The sequence below is a fragment of the Paracoccus sphaerophysae genome, assembly GCF_000763805.1.
Taxonomy (GTDB): Bacteria; Pseudomonadota; Alphaproteobacteria; order Rhodobacterales; family Rhodobacteraceae; genus Paracoccus; species Paracoccus sphaerophysae.
Genome location: NZ_JRKS01000059.1, coordinates 1 through 16851, shown reverse-complemented (window position 1 = coordinate 16851; position 16851 = coordinate 1). Strand labels below are relative to the sequence as shown.

The following is a 16851-nucleotide window of genomic DNA, read 5'->3' as shown; positions in this document are numbered from 1 at the left end:
CATTGCGCCGGGCAAGCCGATGCAGAACGGGTTCGTCGAAAGCTTCAACGGCAGGATGCGGGACGAGCTTCTGAACGAGGCCCTGTTCCGCAACATCGCCCATGCCCGTGACCTGATCGCTGCCTGGGTCACCGACTATAACACCGAAAGGCCCCACTCGGCCTTGGGCTACCAGACCCCTGTAGGGTTTGCCGCGAACCTGAACCCCGCAATCGCCCGCCCCGCTGCGCGAGATGAAAGCTCCGCGCGCCGGGCGATTGCTCAACCCGCGCCAACAGGCGTAAACAAAAACCAGGCTCCGGTCGCCGTTGGATGAAAGTTCAGTGGCAGGTCAGAGCGGTTCTGCCGATCGCCCCGTCCACCTACTATGAACATCTGGCAAAGCGGGCCGATCCGTCCCGGCTGTCGGAACGGGCGCGCCGGGATGAGGCGCTGCGCCCCGAGATCCTGCGGGTATTCGAGGAGAACTGGCGCGTCTACGGCGTCCGGAAGATCTCGCGGCAGCTTCGCCGCGAGGGCTTCGACGTTGCCTGATGCACGGTGGCACGGCTGATGAAGGTCATGGGTACTCAGGGCATTGTCCGGGGCAAGCCGCACAGGACGACGATCCCCGACAAGAAGGCACCCTGTCCGCTGGACAAGGTGAACCGCCAGTTCCGGGTGCCGGCACCCAACATGCTCTGGGTCAGTGATTTCACCTATGTCGCAACCTGGAAGAGGTTCGCCTATGTGGCTTTCGTCATCGACGCCTATGCCCGCAAGATCGTCGGCTGGCGTGTCAGCACCTCGGCGCATGCGGGGTTCGTCCTCGATGCCTTGGAACAGGCGGTCCACGAACGCCGGCCAGCCAAGGGCATGGGACTGGTTCATCACAGCGACCGCGGCTCCCAATACCTGTCCATCCGCTACACCGAGCTCGGCGTGGGGTCGCACGCAGTGAGCGTGGTTCTGGACGATGGGCGCATGACGGAAGCGGCGCGGGTCTGGTTCATCCTGCAATACTTCGGTCTGCCGGTCGTTGTGTTGAACGGTGGCCTCGCGGCACTGGACCGGACACCTCATCAAGCCCCAGGGCGGACAGAGCCTCTCACCCTCAAGCCCGGCAGCGGGATGGTCGGGCTCAAGAACCGAGTCGGCCTGAAGGCCGAACTGGAGAAGATCCAAGTCTTCGACGCCCGGTCTGCGGCCGAGTTTCGTGGCGAAGACCTGAAGGGCAACGCCCGGGGCGGGCATCTTCCGGGCGCTGCGCATCTGTCTCACGACGCACTTCTGGACGGCACGCATCTGCGTCCAGCGGCAGAGATCGCCGGGATGCTCGACGCCGCAGGGCTTGACGGCTCCCGACCCATCGTCAGCCACTGCAACGGTGGTGGTCGCGCTGCTTTGGCCGCCCTCGCTGCAGTGCTCGCAGGGCGGGACGATGTTTACGTCTACTACCTGAGCTTTGCTGACTGGGCCGCAGATGAGAGCTGCTCGATAGTCTGACGCCGCTGAAGCGACGCAGTCCTTGGGCGGACGGATACTGACCTGCCGCTCAGGGCAAGGTGGAGAAAGCCATCCGGCATGATTGCGTTCCGACAGTGAGGCGGGCGCGAACAGCCAGCTGACCTTTGTCGCTGCGCACCGACCCTTGTCTCCGTGTTCATCTTTGCTTATCTTGAATACATGCAGACGGAGGCGATGATGTCCCAGACCACGACGATGACGGTGCGGATCAGCGGCGCGCTGAGCGAGTTTGTGGCGTCGAACGTGGGCGAGAACGGGTCCTACGAGAACATCAGCGAGTACGTGCGCGACCTGATCCGCCGCGACAAGGAGAGGGCGGAGCGGGAGGCGTTTGATCGTCTGAAGGCTGAGCTGTTGCGTGCTTTTGCAGCGCCAGAGGAAAGCTATCGCCCGTTGACCGCCGCCGAGGTGATCGCCCGGAACTGGGGCTGAGGAAGTGGCCATTCGCGTCCAGGAGGCCGCATCGCTGCGGCTTGACGAGATTTACCGGTACACGCGCGAGCGCTGGGGCGCCGAGCAGGCGGATCGGTACATCACCGAGCTCTTCGCGGCGTTTGACCAGATAGAAAGCCATGGCGTCGCGTCACGCCCCATCCCGGCCGAGTTCGGGGTCGAAGGCTTCTACTTCCGGCATGTCCATCATTTCGTGTACTGGCGGCGGCTGTCGAACGGGGATGTTGGCATCGTGACGATCCTGCACGAGCGGATGCACCAGATGGACCGGTTTCGGGAGGATCTTCCGAAGTGACTGATGCGTCAGGCGACGATTATCCGCGCCGTCGAAGGGGGGCTCGTAAAACGTTGACCAAGTGTTGACAAGAATTTGGAATGACGAAAGCCGAGCGTTTCGCTTGGCTTTGAAGTCTTTGATATCTTTTATGATTTTGGTTGCGGGGACAGGATTTGAACCTGTGACCTTCAGGTTATGAGCCTATGGACCCGGATTTTTACTAGTCTTTTCAATTCAGCAGCTTAGCTCGCAAGCCTTTGAATTCACAAAGCCTGATGGTCGTCGGTCGGCGACAAAGAACGGATTTCAAAGGATTGTCGCGGGTTGAAACGGGGCAAATCCGCGTACGTGGGTTGAGGTGGTGTTGAGGTGAAACCGACCGAGCATGCTCCTTACAATAAGCGTTTCACCAAAAGGGAGCCTACACGCATTATCTTCTGGTACTGGCCCGGCGAGTTCGCAAGCGCGATGGACCTGGGTGTGTGCCACCACCCCGCCATTCCGTTTTTCCGCCCGATAGCCAATCCTCGTAGTAGTAAAGCCACAGCGCGGCCCAGGGCAGCATGGTGTCATCGAACGCGTCACCCGGTGTCCATTCCCGAGTGCCCGGAAGGTAGAGACACAAGCGCGTCGGGATCTGCGAGTATACATGAGGCAGACGGTCACCATCTGCGAGTAAAGAAAGGTCAGGATCATCAACAAATACTTCGGGTATGGAGCCTTGCCGGTATGTCAAACGGACCAAGTAGTCTCGAGAAAGTGGGGTCGGTGCGATCTCGGTCACCCATGTCATGTGACCCGAGTGCACTTTTCCCTTTCCCGGAAATCGCTTCCGGCTGAGTAAAAGATGGTACTGTTGTGCCGCCGTCAGCGCACGTTCAGCTTGGATCATCATCTTCACGACCAAAGAAGGTGTTGGCTCTGACGGGTGCTGCGGCAAACCCGGAAGCGGTCGTCACAAGACCAACCTTGGGAGCAACCCAAAGGCTTTGCTTCTCGCGCGCAACAGAAATTTCTCCGGTCTGGTCGTCCAAGACCTTGTTCACTGCCCGAGCGCCCAACATGAGACGCAATTCTTCCGCAATTGCATCCCGCCCCTCAATGTCTACCAGCCGTCCAAATCCGGCTTCAGCAACCCGCTGCCACTGAAAGAAAGCATCCGCTCGGGCTCGATCACGGCTCCACTTCTCAGCGAAATTTTCACCCTGCGTTGCATGATTCCAGACAGCCCACTTTCCATGCGTTGCAGGGCGTTCGTCGATGAAGATTGGCAGCATCTTCACGATGTGAAGCAGAAGATCAAACTCGTTCTCGAACACGTGGTTTTTGACCAGATGCTCGTATGCGCGGGCTGCGAGTTCCGTAATCACAATGGAAATCGGTGGCGACAGGCTGGGCTTGTCTTCAAAGTACACATCTCGGTGCCGCTTCAGCAGCTGTGCGGTTCGCCGCAAAACGCCCTTGACGGGGTTGTAGGTGGGATAAGGTTCTACCGAGCCGCGGTCCGCCGTCAGCGCATTTTTTTGCATCTCCGTCCGAAAGCGGGGGACAAGAAGTGCCCGCCCATCGAAGCCATCCCTGAACCCCTTTGGGTGGGATGGTTTCCAGCGCCTGAGTTCCTTGTCGGGAACAAGGAGTCCACCATTGGGACAGCTTGGATTCCTAATTGCTGGTGTAATATCCAAGTGGAATTCATTGGCGTAAACGATGCGCCAGCATCGCGTCATTTCCTCTATGATCTCCGCATATCGAGCGTTTTCTCGCAAACGGCGGCCAATCAAAGCCTTTACTTCACTTGGTGACGCGTCGGCTCCCAAACCAAGCAGAACGCTCATCAGGTCGACGTCATGTTCCTCGCCACCCAAGGGTCGGACGTTCGTTCCAATCGCTGTCGAGCCAGCTAGAAAAACCAATGTAGACTGCAGTCGGGGATCATCACTGCCAATTAGCCACGTGCTAACTGCTGTGTAGCGGGTCTCAGCATCTGCCCGGCGGGACGGGTTGAGATCCAGTTCTCGGCCTATGGCTTCGAGAAGCTGAAAAAGGGCCAGCTTACGATTGTGTAGTCGCTCATCAAAGCGGGACATCTGATTCATAGCGCGACCTCGTTGGTAACTGAGATTTCACCGATCTGGTGGCAAGGATGGAAACCGCCCTTGTCACGATGCTCGTCATAAATCGTTATCGGAAGGTCCGCCTTTGGCATCCAGACCCGCCCTATCTCAACCGCAGCGCTCACAGGAACGGCCGGGAAAAGGTGGATCCTTGCTCCGCGACCATGGCGCTTGCTGATAGCGTTGAGCACGGAACGCATCGCGGCACGAAGCCGTGCCAAGTCATCACGCGTACCGATGCAATCTCGGCGTGGTTCGTCAATGGACAGCCGATATACAGGCGCTCCAGGCAGGACAGCACGCGCCCGACTGAAGTCCACAGTAGCGCTTAGACCGATGATCAGACCGATCTCAGGTCCCACTCCTGGCATTTCATCAAGGACTATGTCCAAAGCTGGTTGGTCGTCGTTCCAACGCCATCCAGCCGGTTCCCGCTGCAGCTGGAATACGTCTGCAGGGGTAATGTCACCCAAGAGCCGTCCAAGTTCGATCAGAAGCGGCTGGGGCGCCAAAGCGAAAACAGAGATATGGCTCACCTCTCCGTCTTCGATCCTGACCTTCACCCTGCGAAGAAATTGTCTACGCAGATTTTCGACCTGAACCCTCCAGTACAGATCTTCCTGATCGCGGGTCACCAGATTGTCCATCCCCAGAATGGTTGGTTCACGATGATCTGGATATCTATCTGGGAAGACAGCATTCTTCGCGCGCTCTGCACTCAATGCTCCGTCGTGGTCACCGATCCCAGCACCAAAGAGCAGGACCGTTGTCTTTCGATCAGGTGGAATTTGCGTGACAACGGCTACCTTCGCCTCGTGCGATTGCTTGATGCGCAGCAGGAGTTCTTCAGGATAGTCCCGCCAATGCTGAGGGTGATCAATCACGCGGTGATGGTCATTGCAGAGGAGCATGAGATTATCAATGCTGTCGGCCAGCACGCTTGAACGCTGCTTGCTCCCCCTTGGGCCGTCGCTGACGGCCCCGACTATGTGCGCAACATAACCTAAATTCAGTTCGTCTTTCCCGGTCAACAAGTCGCCGGTCAGCGGCCGGTGGCACATGTAACAGACCCCAGCACCTCGCCCCCAAAGGGCGCGACGCGTATTGTCACTTACCGACTTTCGCACTTCACGAGCCATACTGCGTCCCTCACTCTGCCGGTCGTCGCTTGCGACCACATCACTACCCAGCGACATTCTGTCTTTGGGTCGAGGCAAAGCTCAAAGCTGTTGACCGTCGGCCCGATGCATGATTCAAGTGTTTCTCAGACTGGTATACCTGTCGCAGCCAGATCGCGCAACAGTTAATGAAACACTCATACCAGTCCACGAACCACAATGGGAGGGCGCATGAAAATTGAAGATCTCGCCCCAATGGTCTTGCGGCGCCGGGGCAACATGGGTGTCAGAGCCGCTGCCGCAGAGATTGGGATTAGTCCAACGACGCTGACAAGGATCGAGAAGGGTCACGTCCCAGACGTGGCGACACTCGACAAGCTCAGCTCATGGCTAGGCGAAGAGGCATCAAAGTTCACAGGTATTGGTGACCTTCAAATTGCCTTTAAGAATAAGAAGGCGGTCCCGCAGGGAACTGCACAGGCTCTAGCCGAACTGATTTCCCAGGCTGCGAGGCAGTTCGAGGAGCATGTGGTCGCGAGAGGTCATTGAGTGGCGTTTGCACGTGGGTTCAAATCTCAAAGCGAACGACGGTCAGCTGAGTACCGCAAACAGCTCGGCCTCGCATCTCACGAACCGCTGCCCGCTTCCAAGCTTGCCGCCGAGTTGGCGGTAACGGTCTGGGACACCCGTGACGTTGCCGGTCTTTCTGAGAATGCATTGACTGTATTGAATAACGAGGCCGACCAATCTTGGTCGGCTTTGACGATGCGGGTTGGACCGCGAAACTTGATCGTGTTCAAGCCTGTAGCGTCAAAAGGGCGCCGAAACAGCGTCATCATGCATGAGTTGGCACACATCATCCTAGGCCATGAGTTAGCGCAAGCTTGCATCCTTGAGGATGGTTCACTGGTACCCGGAAATTTCAGCCAGGATCAGGAAGATGAAGCTGACTGGTTGGCTGGCGCATTGCTGCTGCCTCGCCCGGCGCTGATCTCGATACGCCAGCGCGGGATGAGCGATGCGGAAGCGTGTGACCACCATCTGGTCAGCTTGGACATGCTGAAGTGGCGGTTCAGGATGACCGGCGTCGACACCCAATTTTCGCGTCGTTCAGCCTAAGTGGTCACACTGAAGGTTGAGTCTGTACCTGCTTGCTCTTGTCTCCGGACGTACTTTCCTCCTGCTTATCAACGATCCGCACCGGAAAGCCCCTCCCCTCCCCAGTTCCGGTCTCCGCCTGCATTCCGGTCCATTCGTCATGCTTTGCTTGATATGGGCGCGAATCCACGCCTCATATCGGACGAGCAGATGAGGAGCGCTCCATGGTCAACAGGCTGAAACTGAATGAGAAAACCGTCCGGGAGGCCGAGAACCTGGGGCGGGATTACCAGATCTTCGACACGGACGTGCGCGGGTTCTCGATTACCATCTACCCTTCGGGCAACCGGGCCTTCACCCTCGACTACCGCATCGCCGGGCGACAGCGGCGGATGACCATCGGGCGCTGGCCTGAATGGAACACCACCGCCGCACGCGAACGGGCCAAGGAGCTGCGGCGCGATATCGACGAAGGGATCGACCCCCTCAGCTTGCGGGAAACGTCGCGCGAGGCCCCTCGGGTAAATGACATGATCGCGCGCTATCTTGCGGAACACACGCCGCACCTTGCCGCCCGGAATGCCGCCGACCAGCACACCATCATGCACAAGCTGGTGGCGCCCGACTGGGGCAAGAAGCTGGTGACGGAAATCACCAAGGCCGATGTCGAAAAGCTGCTGACCAAGATCGCCGCCGGTCGTGCCCGGCCATCAAAGGCCAAACCGAACAACCGGGCGCGCAAACTGCAGGGGCCGAAGCCCACGCCTGTGCGCGCCAACCGGGTGGGTGAGGTGCTGCGCAAGATGTTCACACTGGCCATTGGCTGGGGCATGCGTGCCGACAATCCTGCCAGCGGGTTCCGCCGTCGGATCGAGAACGAACGCGAACGGTTCCTGACGCCAGAGGAGATCGGTCGACTGGCCAAGGCGCTGGACGCGGCCAAGGATCAGCGCGCGGCCGGGATCATTCGGCTCTGCATGCTGACCGGCGCGCGGTCGGGCGAAGTGCGCCAGGCGCGGTTTGAGCAGTTCAACCTCGACCTTGGCAGCTGGTCAAAGCCAGCGGCGACCACCAAGCAGCGCAAAATCCACCGCATCCCGATCTCGGGCGATGTAGCGGCCATCGTGCGTCAGCGCGCCCTGCTGGTGCCACGCGGCAATCCATGGCTGTTCCCCGGCGACACGCCCGGCCAGCCGGTCAAGGAAATCCGCCGGTTCTGGATCGGGATCCAGACCGAGGCCAAATTGCCCGATGTCCGGATCCACGACTTGCGCCACACCTTCGCATCCCTGCTGGTCAGCGGTGGGGCATCGCTGGAGATGATCGGCAAGCTGCTGGGCCACACGCAGATGCAGACGACCCAGCGCTATGCCCACCTGATGGACTCGCCACTGCGGGACGGGGTCAATGCCGTTGCCAGCATCTTTCGGCCCCGCCCGCAACTGGTGCATGATTCCGATCAGGATCAGAAAAGCGCCTGATGGCGGACAGGCCCGCCCATCATTCCCGTTCGCGCAACGCCCGCCAGATCGGCGCGACCTTCTTGCGCGTCGTGCTTTCCTCGGGGATTTCACCGTTGGGCGAGTTCTGGGCAAACCAGTCCTGCACCTCGGCGATCAGTTCCGCCTGCGTCGCGGGCACACCCTGCTCGTTGACCCTTCGAAACAGCATGATGGTCATGCCCTCCCAATCATAGCGGGGCGCGGATCCGGCTGACCCGGCGGGGCGCCTCAGCAGGTCGCGGTCGTCTTCAAACTTTTGCACCTCCTCGGCCAGAAGCATCAGATCGGTGATCTTGATCACTACGCCATCGGCCGGTTCGGTGATGTATTGCCACTCCGCGCTACCCTGCGGCCGGATGCGGTAGATCCGACATTCCTCGTCGCTTGGACCATGACGGCGGAACATCCGCATCATGTCGGCGGCGCTGACCACCACAATGCCCGCCAACGGCTGCTTGCCGCAGATCACCGATGCGATACTGGTGACCAGCGTCAAATGGTCGGCCGCGGCCCACCCTGCCAGGTCGGCAGCGGCACAACCCCAACGGGCGGATGTTTCAGTCAGGGAATAGAAGACTCTCGGCGGCAGGCTCATGGGTCGTGCGTCCTTACTTCATTCAGCGACACCCGGGTCAGCACCGGGCATGGCAGGGATCGCATTCGCGACCAGCGGCTTGCCCGCAGGCCCGCTGTTCAAGAACACGCCTCAAGGGTCTTCAAACAGCCATGTCTGGAGATCCGGGTGAAAAGCACCCCAGTGATCGAAAACACGCACAGGTAGAATCGGCTTGAGCTGACCAGAGCAAGTCAATCGCTTTTGAAGCGAATTGTCTTTAACCTCCCTGTCAGGTTCGGTCAGGGATAAACGATGGATAACAAACGTCTCGGCAAGGCTCTCGGCATAATGCGTCTGGCCGAAGAAGCGGCCGCCCGGCCGGGAGGCATCAGCCTGGTTCAAATCGTGGACACCTTCGGCGTGACCCTGCGGACCGCCCAGCGCATGTCACGCGCACTGGAGGAGGCGTTTCCAATGGTGCAGACCCGCACGGACAAGGAACGGCGCAAGTGGTGGCAGTTACCCGACAGCCGTCTGCTGCACATGCAGGGGATCCGCGACAGCGAATTGTCAGCGCTGGAAATGGGGATCCGGCGCGCAGAACGCGACGGCGCGGCCACAGAAGTTGCTGCGCTGACCACACTTCGAAATCGCCTGTTGGGGACAATGCCCCCGACCTTTGCCCGGCGCGCCGAGGTGGATGCAGAGGCATTGCTGGAGGCCCGCGGTCACGCTTGCCGCCCAGGACCCCGCGCGCAGTATTCGGCCCATGTCCTTGGCGTGATCGACAATGCGCTGAAAGGCCCATTCACGATGGAAATCGACTATGCCGGTGCACAGGACTCTATGCCACGGTCGCGGGCGGTCGAACCTTACGGCGTTCTCTTCGGGATGCGCGGCTATCTGATCGCCCGCGAGATTGGCAACGGACGGAAGTATCGCCACTTCCGGCTCGACCGGATCCGCCGCGCCAGCCTTCTGCAGAATTCCTTCATGCGGGATCCTGAGTTTGATCTTGGCAGGCACGACGCCCAAGCCTTCGGGTCGTTCCATTCCGACGATGAGTACGGACCGGTGGAGTGGCGGTTTGCACCATCAGCCGCTGATGTCGCGCGCACCTTCATCTTCCATCCCGACCAGCAGATTCAAGACGAAGCCGACGGCAGTCTGACCGTCAGGTTCACAGCCGCAGGCTGGCTGGAGATGGCGTGGCATCTCTATCAATGGGGTGACGTGGTCGAGGTAATCGCGCCGCCCGAACTGCGCACCCTCGTCGAGGCACACCATCGCAACGATTTCCCTTCCCTGCCCTGACGCCGGAAAGGGCGTTCCGTCCTGCGCCGCCCGGTGTGGCGCAATGATCGCCGCTGGAATCCGGATTGCATCGCCACCGGCATGGGTCAGCGGGATCGATCTGCCGTTCATCACCGGAAATGGCGGAATGGCGCTGGGCGGCCGTTCCGATTCGCATTCCGGTCCCACATCAACATCCCAATGAAACAAGGACCGGAATTGCCAGCCGTGTCCCAATTCCGGTCTCTGCCTAGGTTCCGGTCCTTGCCGTCTGCTTCCCTCGCCCCGTCTCCGGCATCTGCCGGGATCTGGATGGGAGACCGTAATGCAGACCACAGCCCCTGCCCCGCAGGACCAACCCCTCAATCTGCTGGCCGACTGGATCAGTCGCGAACAGCTGGCCGGTGAACTCGGCCTTGCCTGCGACACGCTCGCTCGCTGGGAGGCCCGCCAGCTCGGCCCGCCCTGCACGCGGATCGGCCGCAAGGTGCTCTACCGGCGCACGTCGGTCCAGGACTGGATCAGCGCGCAGGAACAGACCCGCCCGGCGCGGACACGGAGGGGCCGGAAATGAACCAGCTCCTGTCCCACCCGCCCGTCATTCCGTTGTCGGACGCCCGAGACTGGATGCACGACCGGCTGACCGAAGCGCGCGCGGTCCTCGCCGACACCACCCAGCATCCGGATTCTTTGGTGATCCTCGCCGCCCGTGTTGTGGTCGGTCAGACAGACGATGCCCGCGAATGCGGTGATGCCCTCGACCTGTTGCGCCTGCTGGACCGGCGCCCATTGCATGCCATCGCGGCGGCCTCGTTCCCGAACGGAGGTGCGGCATGAACCGGCGCAGCACACCCGAGGCCGATGCCCAGCGCGCAATTGTTCAAGCCCTGCGCTTCGCCCTGCCCCGCGATGCCATCGTCCATCACTGCGCCAACGAGGTGACCGAGGCCGGGCCCCGCGGCGCGAAACGCCAGTCGATCCTCGTCGGCATGGGCGTCCATGCCGGGTTCGCCGATCTGATCGTGATCTGTGGCGGCCGCGTGCTGTTTCTGGAGGTCAAAAGCGAAACCGGTCGATTGCGCAAATCTCAGGAGGTCTTCCGCGACACCGTCTGCGCGCAGGGCTTTGGCTGGGCGCTGGTGCGCTCGGTCGACGATGCACTGGGCGCGCTGGCAGACAACGGCTTCACCAGCCGCGCGCAGCGCCCCATGCGGAGGCGCGCGCCATGAGCCATGACGCGACTAACTGGGCGATCCAGCGGCGCGGGTTGAAACCGACGACCAAGATCGTGCTCTGGCACCTTTGCGATCGGTTCAACCCTGACTTCGGCTGCTTTCCGTCGCAGGATCGGCTGGCCCATGATTGCGAAATCAGCCGGTCCACATTGAACGAACATCTCGACCGGCTGGAGGCGGAACATCTGCTGCGGCGGGTGCCGCGCATCGATCCCGCCACAAAGCGCCAGCTGCCGACACGCTACATTTTGGGGTTCGAGGAAGGCTTTGCACCACATGATCGCGAGCCATGTCCGGAAACCGGACACGGGCTTTTGCCCTTCAGCTATGATGCTGAAACCGCTTCTGAATTCGCCCCCATCCCTGCTGATCTGGCCGAGCCGTGTCCGGAAATCGCACACGGCAATCCGCAGGAACCCGTGTCCGGATTTTGCCCTGACCCGTGTCCGGAAAATGCCGAAAGCCGTGTCCGGAATCCGGACACTAACCTTGTAATAGAACCACTAAGTAAACCAGTAAAGGAGGAGGAGGACGCGGCTGCGCGCGAGGCCGATTTTGATCGGTTCTTCGCAGAACTGCTCACAGCGCTGGGCTTCGCCGCCAACGCCACCCTGCCCGCCTGGTGGCAGGGTTGGCCAGCCCGCACACATGTTCGCCGCTGGATTGACGATATCGGGTTGTCGCGGAAGCGGATCATCGAGGTCGCCCTCGAGACCCGTACCGATCATCCGAACCCACCCGATGGGCCGAAGGCCCTCGACCGGTTCATGGAACGCGCGGCCCAGCGCGATGCGCAGACGGCCGTCGCGAATGCCAAGAGCCAGAAAGCCAAGCGGCGGCGCAAGCGCGAAGACACACCCCGGCTCAGCCACGACGAAAAGGCTGCGTTCTACGCCAAGATGGTCAACGCCGACGGCTACCTGCCGGTCAGCGCGATCAACAACAGCATCCGCGACCTGATGCTGGCGCGCGGCCTCGTCACGCCCGAACGCCTCCGGCTGCGGGGAGTGCGGTGAATGGGATGGTGTCACGTCCCCGGCACGGATTGTCCCTCTGCGCAGGCGGCGGAGGCCTTGATCTGGGCCTCATGCTCGCCGAACCGGGATACCACACCTGCGCCTTCGTCGAGTGGGAGGACTGGCCTCGCGCCGTCCTCATCGCCGCCCAGCGCGCAGGGTATTTCGCCCCTGCCCCGATCTGGGACGATCTGCGCAGCTTCGATGCCCGGTCTTTCTTCGGCGCCTTCGACATCGTCCTTGCAGGATATCCCTGCCAGCCCTTCAGCGCCGCTGGAAAGCGCGGCGGTGCCGACGATCCCCGGCACCTCTGGCCCGACGTCGCCCGTGTCATCGGGGAATGCCGCCCCGAATGGGTCTTCCTCGAAAATGTCGCCGGTCACGTCACCCTCGGCCTTGAAACCGTCCTCCGAGACATTTGGGGATTGGGCTACACGCCTGCGGCGGGTCTGTTCAGCGCGGCAGAAGTTGGCGCGCCACACCAGCGGCTGCGCATCTTCATCCTGGCCCACACCGATGAGCCTGCATCCCGGCACCGCAAGCTACAACCCCGCTGGGAACAGCGACTTCACCCGCAAGGCCGAGGCGCTGGCGCTGGGCATCACCAACTGGTCGACGCCGAAGGCGACGGACGGGGCGAAGGGTGGGCCGGGCCAGAGCTATGGCTCGGGTGGGATGCCGCCCCTGCCAGCTCAGGCAGCACAATGGCAAACGCCGGTGGCCGACGATCAGTTGGATCGGCTGCGGGGCAAGATCAACAGCCGGGGCGAGCCCAAGCTGTCGGCGCAGGCGCTGCAATGGCCCACTCCAGCGGCACAGAACTGGAAGGGATCCAGCGAAGCCAGCATCACCCGGGCGGATGGCAAGTCCCGGATGGACATCCTGCATTACCGGGCGGAACAGGGCTTCACCCGCCCGGCCCCGATGATCATGCCGGATGGGCGACGGTCCTCGCCGCACGGCCCGATCTCGCGCCCGCTCTGGGCTTCGATGACTGCCTCGCATGGGCGCGTCGTCTCGCGGCGGATCCTGAAGGGACGGTCACGGCGGCGGTTGAACCCGCTCTTCGTCGGATGGCTGATGGGCTGGCCTATCGGGCACGCGCTTTGCGCCTGCTCGGCAACGGAGTTCACCCTCTGGCAGCAGCACATGCGTGGCGCACTCTCGCTGCTGCCCATGGCCTCGGGCCCGTGGACCTGGCGGCCGACGGACCAAGCCCAGCGCCCAGCGCAGATGTCCCTGTTTGAAGGGATGCAGCCGTGAGCATCCAACGACAGATCGGTCGAACCGGCGGAACGAAGGTCAAGCGCGCGCTGGGCGTGCAGGCGGCGCTGGAATGGGCATTCCGGGTGGAACAAGCGCAGCTGGAACTGCCGCCGCCTAAGGACGTGACCGAGGAAGGCTTCGGCTTTGGCCTCGAATACGTCCTGCTGCAACGCGCTATGCTTGGCTGCAAGGTCGACGGCGGACAAAACAAGATGGGCAGCTACGCCCACCCAGACGCCGAAGTGATTGCGGCCACAGTCGCAGGCATGCCGAATAGCCTCGGCGGCATCCGCATGGCGATCCAGGTGGCCGAACTGGCGCGTGCTGGCATGACCCCGGACTGGATGCCGGGCGTCGTCCCACGCTGTGTCCCGATGGAAATCAAGACCAACCAGCATGGCGAGCGGGCATCAACCATCGTCGTCGGGACCGAACGGGTGAAGACGCGTGGCAAGTGGCGAACGGTGGACGTGCTGGCTTGCCCGGTCATGTGGAGGCCACATCCGGAACAGATCGCATCCGCCCGGCGAGGCTATGAGGATTGGTGGCAGGCGCTGCTCTGGGTGCGCGATGGGCTGTTGGTGGGCGGCATGCTTCGGGAGGTGGAGTTGACTAAGGCGATGCCAAGGACACGGCCGTGGCTGGCGCGAACGTGATTCACGGTGTAAGCATGAGCGAAACATCGCAATTTTCGCCTTCCCCTTGCGGGTTTGCCGCGCAAACTTGCCGTCAACAGCTGGGGAGCATCACATGACCGAAGAGCAAAAGAAGACCCTCGAAAGAAAGCTCTGGGACATTGCCAACACCTTGCGCGGCAAAATGAATGCCGGCGAATTTCGCGACTACATCCTGGGGTTCATTTTCTACAAATACCTGTCCGAACGGATGCATCTCTATGCCAACGAGGTTCTGAAGCAGGACGGGATCGACTATCTTTCGGTCGACGAGACCTCGGCAGACGGCCGCGAAATTCTCGACGCCGTCCGTGAAGCCTCTGTCGACGCGCTGGGCTATTTTCTGCGCCCGTCCGAACTATTCAGCCAGATCGCAAAACGTGGGTCCAAGCCGGGGCAGTTCATCCTGGCCGACCTGACCAAGATCTTGAACAACATCCAGCGTTCGACCATGGGCACCGAGTCAGAAGGTGATTTCGATCATCTGTTCGAGGATCTGGACCTGACATCGACAAAGCTCGGGCGGACGGAAGAAGCCAAGAATAACCTCATCGCAAAGGTTTTGACCCACCTCGACGAGATCAACTTCCTGTTGGACGATGCCAATGCAGATGTGTTGGGTGATGCTTACGAATACCTGATCGGGCAGTTTGCCAGCGGCGCGGGCAAGAAGGCGGGCGAGTTCTACACGCCACAGCAGGTGTCCACCATCCTCGCCCGCATCGTCACCACCGGCCGAACGAGGCTCAAGTCGGTTTATGATCCGGCATGCGGATCGGGCTCCCTGTTGCTTCGCGTGGCCAAGGAAGCGGACGTGTCCGAATTCTTCGGGCAGGAGATGAACCGGACAACCTACAACCTCGCCCGCATGAACATGATCCTGCATGGGGTGCACTATCGTAATTTCGACCTCAAGCAGGAAGACACTCTGGAACACCCCCAGCATGACGGCATGCGGTTCGATGCTGTTGTCGCCAATCCACCTTTCAGCGCCAACTGGTCTTCCAACCCCCTGCTACTTTCCGATGACCGGTTCAGCCAGTATGGCAAATTGGCCCCGGCATCGAAGGCCGACTTCGCCTTTGTCCAACACATGCTGCACCACCTTGACGACAACGGCACCATGGCGGTGATCTTGCCGCACGGCGCCCTTTTCCGCGGCGGGGCAGAGGGGCATATCCGCCAATACCTGATCAAGGATCGCAACTGGCTAGATGCTGTCATCGGCCTGCCCGCTAACATCTTCTACGGCACCAGCATTCCAACCTGCATATTGGTGTTCAAGAAGTGCCGCGAGACTGAGGATGTGCTGTTTGTCGATGCCTCGACCTGTTTCGAGAAAGCGACAAACCAGAACATCCTTCGTCCAACCGACGTAGACAGCATCGTAGACACCTTTCGAAGCCGCAAGGAACTGGCACGCTTCAGCCATCGCGCAACCTTGGCTGAAATCACCGAAAATGAATTTAACCTGAACATCCCCCGCTATGTGGATACGTTTGAGGCTGAGGCAGATATCGATCTCACTGCAGTAGCGACCACGGTGCGTGCAATCGAAAGCAACATGGCGACCCTCGACAAGTCCATCCGCGATTTCTGCATCGAACTGGGCTTAGAGTCGCCGGTATGACATCCAAGAACACGCCAGCACTTCGGTTTCCGGGCTTTGAAACCCCTTGGAAACCGACGGCAATTTCAGCGCTCCTCGAGAAGCAGAGCGTACCGGTTGATGTTGATATCGCGCAATCTTATCGCCAAATCGGCGTTCGGTCACATGGTAAGGGCATCTTCCACAAGGATAGCGTTAGTGGTGCCGAGCTTGGCGACAAGCGTGTTTTTCACGTTGTTCCGGGTGCACTCGTTGTGAACATCGTTTTTGCTTGGGAGCAGGCAGTTGCGCTGACGACTGAAGCCGAGGCTGGCTTTGTCGCTTCGCATCGTTTTCCGATGTTCACGGAGAAGGGCGACAATAGCTATCTACCATTCCTTCGGCATATGTTCCTGACAAAGCGAGGAAAGCTCCTGTTGGAAATGGCCTCTCCAGGAGGTGCCGGGCGGAACAAAACTCTGGGGCAGCTGGAGTTCATGAAACTCAAGCCCGTCGTACCAACGCGAACTGAGCAGAAAAAAATCGCAGACGCAATCGATGCGGTGGATTTGAAGCTTGATGCGTTGGCGGCAAAGCAGGCCGCGTTGGAGCGGTTCAAGGCTGGGCTTATGCAAAAGCTCTTCAGGCAGCAGCTTCGGTTCACCCAAGATGACGGAGCGGCCTTTCAGAATTGGGAAGAAAAACGACTAGGGGATGTATTCACTTGGGTAAAAACGAACAGTCTATCACGCGAGTTTTTGACTTATGACGGCGGCCTTATTCAAAACATTCATTATGGGGATATTCACACGAAATTCCGCGCCTTGTTTCGGCAATCTGCCGAGAATGTTCCATTTATCGCGCCGAACAGCGGGCTGAAGACCTTCTCTGAAGAAGAATACTGCCAGATCGGGGATGTAGTTATTGCAGACGCATCCGAGGACTTTGCCGATATTGGCAAAGCAATCGAAATCGTAGAGGTGAGTGAACGTTCACTGGTTGCAGGGCTTCACACTTACATCGCCAGAGGCGTTGTTGCAGAAGTCCGCCCGCGGAGGATTCACGGCGGGAATCCAGTCGGTTAGGCTGGGGGCATGAGCAAGCCTTCTCCCGCCCGCTACCGCACGACGAACTGGTCCAGCTACAACGACGCCC

General features: G+C 60.4%; 19 protein-coding genes and 2 pseudogenes. 18 read left to right on the top strand and 3 right to left on the bottom strand.

Annotated features, from left to right (window positions below; all coding sequences use genetic code 11):
- From IC63_RS13585 to IC63_RS13565, 5 genes and pseudogenes are all read left to right on the top strand, one after another.
- Nucleotides 1–316, top strand: a 316-nt coding sequence (locus IC63_RS13585) for an integrase core domain-containing protein (RefSeq protein WP_036721149.1), incomplete at its 5' end; no start/stop codon positions are given.
- Between the two features lie 23 nt (nucleotides 317–339).
- Nucleotides 340–915, top strand: a pseudogene (locus tag IC63_RS18230) (IS3 family transposase); the annotation flags it as partial.
- Nucleotides 916–963: 48 nt separating this feature from the next.
- The gene (locus IC63_RS18905; RefSeq protein WP_332257812.1) at nucleotides 964–1485 is read left to right on the top strand and encodes a sulfurtransferase; all 522 of its coding nucleotides are present in this window, start codon (nucleotides 964–966) and stop codon (nucleotides 1483–1485) included.
- Nucleotides 1486–1683: 198 nt separating this feature from the next.
- Nucleotides 1684–1938, top strand: coding sequence for a ribbon-helix-helix domain-containing protein (locus IC63_RS13570; RefSeq protein WP_036721144.1), 255 nt, complete (start codon nucleotides 1684–1686; stop codon nucleotides 1936–1938).
- Between the two features lie 4 nt (nucleotides 1939–1942).
- Nucleotides 1943–2254: a type II toxin-antitoxin system RelE/ParE family toxin gene (locus IC63_RS13565; RefSeq protein ID WP_036721140.1), complete on the top strand. Its 312-nt coding sequence runs from the start codon at nucleotides 1943–1945 to the stop codon at nucleotides 2252–2254.
- Between the two features lie 860 nt (nucleotides 2255–3114).
- Here IC63_RS13565 and IC63_RS18225 read toward each other — a convergent pair.
- Complete coding sequence (locus IC63_RS18225) at nucleotides 3115–4332, bottom strand: nucleotidyltransferase domain-containing protein (protein WP_156965494.1); 1218 nt, start codon at nucleotides 4330–4332, stop codon at nucleotides 3115–3117.
- Entirely contained in the window at nucleotides 4329–5489 is a 1161-nt protein-coding gene (locus tag IC63_RS18220) for an SAVED domain-containing protein (RefSeq protein WP_198026331.1), read from the bottom strand. The genes IC63_RS18225 and IC63_RS18220 overlap by 4 nt, the downstream gene beginning before the upstream one ends.
- A 210-nt stretch (nucleotides 5490–5699) precedes the next feature.
- Between IC63_RS18220 and IC63_RS17650 the strand changes: the two genes are divergently transcribed.
- The 3 genes from IC63_RS17650 (at nucleotide 5700) to IC63_RS13550 (ending at nucleotide 8047) form a co-directional block, all read left to right on the top strand.
- Complete coding sequence (locus IC63_RS17650; protein ID WP_198026330.1) at nucleotides 5700–6017, top strand: helix-turn-helix domain-containing protein; 318 nt, start codon at nucleotides 5700–5702, stop codon at nucleotides 6015–6017.
- Entirely contained in the window at nucleotides 6018–6587 is a 570-nt protein-coding gene (locus IC63_RS18215; protein ID WP_156965492.1) for an ImmA/IrrE family metallo-endopeptidase, read from the top strand.
- Between the two features lie 203 nt (nucleotides 6588–6790).
- Nucleotides 6791–8047, top strand: a complete 1257-nt coding sequence (locus IC63_RS13550; RefSeq protein ID WP_036721133.1) for a tyrosine-type recombinase/integrase — start codon at nucleotides 6791–6793, stop codon at nucleotides 8045–8047.
- A gap of 19 nt (nucleotides 8048–8066) precedes the next feature.
- Here the strand turns inward: IC63_RS13550 and IC63_RS13545 are convergent, their stop codons facing one another.
- On the bottom strand, nucleotides 8067–8663 hold the full coding sequence (locus tag IC63_RS13545; RefSeq protein WP_036721131.1) for a hypothetical protein: 597 nt from the start codon (nucleotides 8661–8663) through the stop codon (nucleotides 8067–8069).
- Between the two features lie 273 nt (nucleotides 8664–8936).
- On the opposite strand from IC63_RS13545, the gene IC63_RS13540 reads away from it, so the two are divergent.
- From IC63_RS13540 to IC63_RS18210, 10 genes and pseudogenes are all read left to right on the top strand, one after another.
- Nucleotides 8937–9938: a helix-turn-helix transcriptional regulator gene (locus tag IC63_RS13540; protein WP_036721129.1), complete on the top strand. Its 1002-nt coding sequence runs from the start codon at nucleotides 8937–8939 to the stop codon at nucleotides 9936–9938.
- A gap of 304 nt (nucleotides 9939–10242) precedes the next feature.
- Nucleotides 10243–10491 carry a helix-turn-helix transcriptional regulator gene (locus tag IC63_RS13535; protein WP_036721125.1) on the top strand — a complete coding sequence of 83 codons (249 nt, stop codon included), beginning with the start codon at nucleotides 10243–10245 and terminating at the stop codon, nucleotides 10489–10491.
- Entirely contained in the window at nucleotides 10488–10754 is a 267-nt protein-coding gene (locus IC63_RS13530; RefSeq protein ID WP_232222616.1) for a hypothetical protein, read from the top strand. Before IC63_RS13535 ends, IC63_RS13530 begins: the two co-directional genes overlap by 4 nt.
- Entirely contained in the window at nucleotides 10751–11146 is a 396-nt protein-coding gene (locus tag IC63_RS13525) for a VRR-NUC domain-containing protein (protein ID WP_036721121.1), read from the top strand. Before IC63_RS13530 ends, IC63_RS13525 begins: the two co-directional genes overlap by 4 nt.
- Nucleotides 11143–12168 (top strand): helix-turn-helix domain-containing protein, encoded by a 1026-nt coding sequence (locus tag IC63_RS13520; RefSeq protein WP_036721119.1) that lies wholly within the window; start codon nucleotides 11143–11145, stop codon nucleotides 12166–12168. The genes IC63_RS13525 and IC63_RS13520 overlap by 4 nt, the downstream gene beginning before the upstream one ends.
- A 5-nt stretch (nucleotides 12169–12173) precedes the next feature.
- A pseudogene (locus IC63_RS18900) lies at nucleotides 12174–12656 on the top strand (DNA cytosine methyltransferase); the annotation flags it as partial.
- A 28-nt stretch (nucleotides 12657–12684) separates the two neighbouring features.
- The gene (locus IC63_RS18895) at nucleotides 12685–13431 is read left to right on the top strand and encodes a hypothetical protein (protein ID WP_036721115.1); all 747 of its coding nucleotides are present in this window, start codon (nucleotides 12685–12687) and stop codon (nucleotides 13429–13431) included.
- On the top strand, nucleotides 13428–14090 hold the full coding sequence (locus tag IC63_RS13505; protein WP_036721112.1) for a hypothetical protein: 663 nt from the start codon (nucleotides 13428–13430) through the stop codon (nucleotides 14088–14090). The genes IC63_RS18895 and IC63_RS13505 overlap by 4 nt, the downstream gene beginning before the upstream one ends.
- A gap of 94 nt (nucleotides 14091–14184) precedes the next feature.
- Nucleotides 14185–15738 (top strand): type I restriction-modification system subunit M, encoded by a 1554-nt coding sequence (locus IC63_RS13500; RefSeq protein WP_036721109.1) that lies wholly within the window; start codon nucleotides 14185–14187, stop codon nucleotides 15736–15738.
- Nucleotides 15735–16781 (top strand): restriction endonuclease subunit S, encoded by a 1047-nt coding sequence (locus IC63_RS18210; RefSeq protein ID WP_156965491.1) that lies wholly within the window; start codon nucleotides 15735–15737, stop codon nucleotides 16779–16781. Before IC63_RS13500 ends, IC63_RS18210 begins: the two co-directional genes overlap by 4 nt.
- The last annotated feature ends 70 nt before the right edge of the window (nucleotides 16782–16851 follow it).